This window comes from bacterium (assembly GCA_016873475.1).
Lineage (GTDB): Bacteria > Krumholzibacteriota > Krumholzibacteriia > JACNKJ01 > JACNKJ01 > VGXI01.
On sequence record VGXI01000292.1, the window covers coordinates 1 to 3,198 of the forward strand.

At 63.5% G+C, this 3,198-nt stretch carries 4 protein-coding genes and 1 tRNA gene; all 5 read right to left on the reverse strand.

The annotated features are described in order from the left end of the window. Positions 1-73: 73 nt before the first annotated feature. Positions 74-844: a hypothetical protein gene (locus tag FJ251_14850; protein MBM4118981.1), complete on the reverse strand. Its 771-nt coding sequence runs from the start codon at positions 842-844 to the stop codon at positions 74-76. Positions 845-904: 60 nt separating this feature from the next. Next, on the reverse strand, positions 905-1,648 hold the full coding sequence (locus tag FJ251_14855; GenBank protein MBM4118982.1) for a hypothetical protein: 744 nt from the start codon (positions 1,646-1,648) through the stop codon (positions 905-907). Positions 1,649-1,671: 23 nt separating this feature from the next. Further along, positions 1,672-2,604, reverse strand: a complete 933-nt coding sequence (locus FJ251_14860; protein MBM4118983.1) for an HNH endonuclease — start codon at positions 2,602-2,604, stop codon at positions 1,672-1,674. A gap of 100 nt (positions 2,605-2,704) precedes the next feature. Continuing rightward, positions 2,705-2,777 (reverse strand) — tRNA-Lys (locus tag FJ251_14865). Positions 2,778-2,819: 42 nt separating this feature from the next. Beyond that, the coding region (locus tag FJ251_14870; GenBank protein MBM4118984.1) for an adenylosuccinate synthetase at positions 2,820-3,198 on the reverse strand (379 nt) is incomplete at its 5' end.

The following is a 3,198-nucleotide window of genomic DNA, read 5'->3' on the forward strand; positions in this document are numbered from 1 at the left end:
CCCCGGATGTAGCCGCGCGCTGGCGGGTTTTCGCGGAGTTGCTCGGCGCGCCGGTGATGCCGGGGGACTTGCGCTAGCGGCGTTCGCGTGGGGAGGCGTAGGAGCCAAGCACCTTCTTGAGGGACGGGTTACGGTCAAGAATCAGCTCGCGTAGCTCGGGCCAGTACTCTGTAGCATTCGGCCTGCCCTGGAAACTGCCTCGCACGAAAGGCGCCGTTGCGAGGTAGCGATCGCGCTTGAAGTCCTCGAGAAACAGCGGCGACTTCAGGGCGGCGATCCTCTGGATGCTTGCCATCACGTCTTTGCCAGGCTTCCAACCAGCTCTCCTCGACTTCGCATTCTCGGCGAGCTTCCAGACCTGCGAGATGCATCCCTCAGGCATTTTCAAGTAGAAGAGAATCAGGTCACCGGCGTGAGCTCGGCCAGCCACGCTCCAGGTAGACCGACGGACCGAGTTGAGTTCGTCCTTCCGCCATGCCTCTACGGGCTGGATCCAGACGTTGAACCCAAGCCCGTATTCCCGGCGAAGCTCGATCACGCGTAAACCAGCAGGCGCGCCAGGCCAGTTGTCCTCCCAGCAGACGAGCCAGTCGCACTTCCCCGGATCATGGCGATGCGTGTGGAAGCTGCGCGACCTGAATTCGAACTCAATGCGAATTCTACGCTCCTTCCCGTCCGCGGGGGCATAGGCAATGCAGTCAGGAAACCCCGTACCGATTCGGTCGACCCTGATGCGTCGGCGCCTGGCCCACTCGGCGAAAAGAAAGACGACACCCTGCTCGTTCTCTGGAGCATAGTGCAACGACGCATCCTTGAGTACCTCTGGACGAACACTGCTGGACATCCAAGTTTCCTCCTCTGCTCCCCGTCGACTTGGCCCTGAACCGACCGCCCACCATCCTGCTCACATGTTCACGAGGCGGATTGGGTTCTGCGCTCCCGACGGCAAGAGATGCCGCACCGAACAATTCAGATAGCGTCGCCGCACAGCCGCTTCCGCGATCTTGCCCACGAACTCCCAGCGACCTTCCGTCTCGCTCGCGGTGTACGGCCGGGAAGTGTGGGTGCTTCCCGCGGGTAGCCAGGCGCTGATCCGAAAGACCTCGCGCACAATGCCGTGGTAGGCAGCGAGGACGAGCTCGGCTCTGGCGCGACGCGGACCGATCCGCCAGAAGCCTCGCGCGGCATCGTAGAGCCCATCAGCGCTGAGTCCGTAGTGGAATAGACGGCTGATGTTCACGATGACCGCAGGCTCGAGGATCGTGGCCGGACGGGCGGAGAGTTGGGCGACGACGTCGTCGAGTCGCGCGCGCCCCCCAGTAGCTGCACCATGCCCGCGAAAACGATTGGTGAGCTCATCCACGCCGATCAAATCGATCGCGCAGCGCTCAACGAGATGGGCTTCGTGTTCACTGAGCCCCCAGGCCAGCAGCTCGAGGGTCGGCTCCATGCCGATCGAGTGCAGCTCTCGGAGCCTCTGTGCCTTAGCGTGCTCGGTCTTGTCCTTCAGATGCACAAGGACGCGCTCTCCAGTTCCCTTGCCGATGTAGAAGGGCTTTCCTGTGCGAGGATCGAGATAGAGGTAGACGTAGAAGCGCAGTGCTCTGGTCGGCAAGGGGCTAGGATACCGCGGTGTCTTCGTCAACACGCTCACTCTCACCTGAACTGTTACTATCCAAGGTATCGGTTCTCGTTGTGCCAGGCTAGCATTTCGGGATCGGGGTGATCCGCTCGCTTCGCTGGCAAGGCAATCACCTTCCCATGGAAATCGCGATAGCTCCGGCCGTTATGATAGTCCTCCTGAAGCCGGCGGCTGATTTCGATGCGGTGCTCAGGCGTAACGGTCACATAGCCCCTGTCGAAGAGGCGATGCATGTCACTGCGAAGCAGCAGCCCGTTGCTGACCCGATGCTCGCCTTCATCCGCATAGGGCTTGATGTGCGCTGCCTCGAGCGCCGGCAGAGAGTGCTCGCTCGAAACTGCACACGCTCGCGCGTAGCTCTCGATAACAGCGATTCGAAAGCCGCCTTGCCCAAGACGTGGCATTACGAGCTGCGAACTCCCGTAACGGGGCCCCCCATCGCGCACCGATGGCAGCGGGAGCAACCGTTTCAGTTGCGCGGCGGCGGCCTGACAGCTCTCCCAGATCCGCCGACCCTCACCCGACTCAAGAGCGTAGCGCTTGCCCTGGACGATGTTCTTCCCCCAATCTGCGGGCTGCCGTACCCAGAGCTCATCCGGGAAGAAAACAGGTTGCGCAAGGAGTCGACAGCCGATCTGGTAGTTACCGGCGGGATCTCGAAAATGACCCGTCCGATACCGCTCGACGCGCGCCCGCATCGAGGCAAAGTCCGGCGCTCCGTTCGCTGGTCCAAAGGAGTCCCAGGCTAGCCAAGCGGGTAGTGCCGACATGCGTACGAAGTATCCGAAGCCGGCAACAGCATTGTGTGGAGACTTCAGCTTGAAGAAGAAGGGCTCGCCGGTTTGCAGGGCGTGAAAGGCCTGCGAATCGGAGGGCTGCCAGAAATTGACCTCTTCGGGAGCACCGAGCGTGCGAAGGTGGCAGAACCAGTCGTAGTCCGTGGTTGCCAACCAGCCGATCATGCCCCTCCGCTTCACGAGGCTCCAGCCGCGTGCGCGCTTCACGCGGGAGCTACAGCGCGCCCCCAGCGCAGCAATCGGTTCGCATGCGCCGAGATGCCAGTGAGCCGCCCGGGGCTCGAACCCGGCACCACTTGATTAAAAGTCAAGTGCTCTACCGACTGAGCTAGCGGCTCGCAACCGGGAGGAGCCTAGGCGAGAGGCCGCCCACCGTCAAGCTAGCGGCCGGCCGCGAGGTCCAGGATCTGCCGGCGATCCGGACCCACGCCGAGCAGGCTGACCGGCAGGCCGAGGCTCTCCGTGAGGAAGTCGAGGTAGTGCCGCGCCGCCTCGGGCAGATCCTCCAGCCGCCGTGCCTCGCTGATGTCCCCGCTCCAGCCCGGGAAGGTCGCGAGCACCGGTTTCGCCCGCTCCAGCCGCGCCGCATCGCGCGGGAAGCGCGTGACCAGCTCGCCGTCGAGCTGATAGCCCGTGCAGACGGCGATCTCCCCCAGCCCGCTCAGGATGTCGAACTTGGTGAAGGCGAGCGAGGTGAAGCCGTTCAGGGCCGCCGCGTAGCGCGCGGCCGGCAGGTCGAACCAGCCGCAGCGGCGCGGC